The following is a 1570-nucleotide window of genomic DNA, read 5'->3' on the forward strand; positions in this document are numbered from 1 at the left end:
CCCCGCGCCCCGGGAGAATCATGGTGCGGTCCCGGGCCGATGCTGGATGATGTCGCGTCATGAGCACTCCAGCGAATCCCACCACCCCAGCCCCGCGCGCGAAGATGTTCCTGACGCCCGGGGACGATCCCCGCAGGGGCGGCCCGACCAAGGGCGACGAGCGCACGACGCTCACGGAGTTCCTGCGGGTCCAGCGGCTGACCCTGGAGCTGAAGTGCCAGGGGCTGGACGCGGAACAGCTCGCGCGGCGCGCCGCTGAGCCGTCGACGCTGTCGCTGCTCGGGCTGGTGCGCCACCTCGCCAAGGTCGAACAGATCTGGTTCCGGGAGCGGATGGCCGGGCAGGACGTCACCCGGCGCTACAGCACCCCGGAGGAGCCCGACGGGGACTTCGACGGCGCGGTGCCCGACCCTGAGGTCGTCGCGGAGGCGTGGGCGGCGTGGCGCGAGGAGGTGGCGTTCGCCGAGCGGTACGTGGCCGAGGCGCCGTCTCTCGACGTCATCTGCGTCGACCCCCGGGGCGGCTTGGAGATCTCGCTTCGCACGATCCTCGTCCATATGGTCGAGGAGTACGCGCGCCACAACGGACACGCCGACCTGCTGCGCGAACGCATCGACGGCCGCGTCGGAGAGTAGCGGGGAACGGCGCCCGCACGTCAGATCCCGGTGCGGAGGGAGAAGACGGGGCACCCGGTCAGTGGATACCGTGCTGGGGTGGTGATCGCGCAGGACGACATAGCATCCGGGACGGCGCTGCTGCTGGCGGCGTCGCCGAGTGGCAAGAGCCGTCTGACCGACGCGGCATCCGTACTGCCGGCGCTGGCCGCCGTGTCCCCGCAGACGCTGACGGGCACGGCGAGTTCGACCGTGGTCGAACTCGCCGACCCCATCGACCCGCAGACGGTGCTGACCCGGATCCGGGCGGCGGCCGCGGAACCCGGCCCGCTGCTCCTGTGCATCGCCGGTCAGCTCCAGTGCGACCACAAGCAGCGGCTGCCGCACCTGGCGCTCGCCCGGTCGACGCCGTCCACCCTGCGCTACACCGGGTTCCCCTGGCACTGGCTGGCCAGCGAACTGGGCCCGCGCCCGGCGGGAACCACCACACTCATCGCCGATCTGGTGGCCGACGCCGGCGCGTTCGGGCGGCTGCGCGCGGAGGATCTCGCGCCGGGGCACGGGGTCTCGCTGTACGGGCGCCTGGTCCCGCCTCCGGAAGGGCGCCGCAGAACCGCCGTCGCGCCCGGCTATCTCCAGGCGTGCGCGGAGACCTGGCGGAGCGGCGCCCGGCCGCCGCTCCCCGAGCTCCACGAGGTGGCGGCGGCGCACAGCACCGTCCCGCGTGCCGTGTTCCTCGCGGTCCCCGCGGCCCCGGGCGGTCCGCCTCCCGGGGAACCCGCGCTCCCCGCCGCCGGGTCCGTCCCCGGCGGGGCACAGCCGGTGCCGCGCGCGGACGAACCCCTGCCGGACGCGGCGCCCGCGCCCCTCCCGGCTGCGCCCGACGGGCGGCTCCCGGCGCTCCCGCCCACCACCGCACCGGGCTTCGCACCGGACCGGCGCCCGGAGCCCGGACC

General features: G+C 75.0%; 1 protein-coding gene and 1 pseudogene. Both read left to right on the forward strand.

From position 1 onward, the window contains the following. The first annotated feature begins 59 nt into the window (after positions 1 to 59). Positions 60 to 635 carry a DinB family protein gene (locus tag G5C65_RS37030; RefSeq protein WP_420903403.1) on the forward strand — a complete coding sequence of 192 codons (576 nt, stop codon included), beginning with the start codon at positions 60 to 62 and terminating at the stop codon, positions 633 to 635. Between the two features lie 78 nt (positions 636 to 713). Continuing rightward, a pseudogene (locus G5C65_RS37035) lies at positions 714 to 1570 on the forward strand (hypothetical protein); the annotation flags it as partial.

This window comes from Streptomyces boncukensis (genome assembly GCF_011045075.1).
Classification (GTDB): Bacteria; Actinomycetota; Actinomycetes; order Streptomycetales; family Streptomycetaceae; genus Streptomyces; species Streptomyces boncukensis.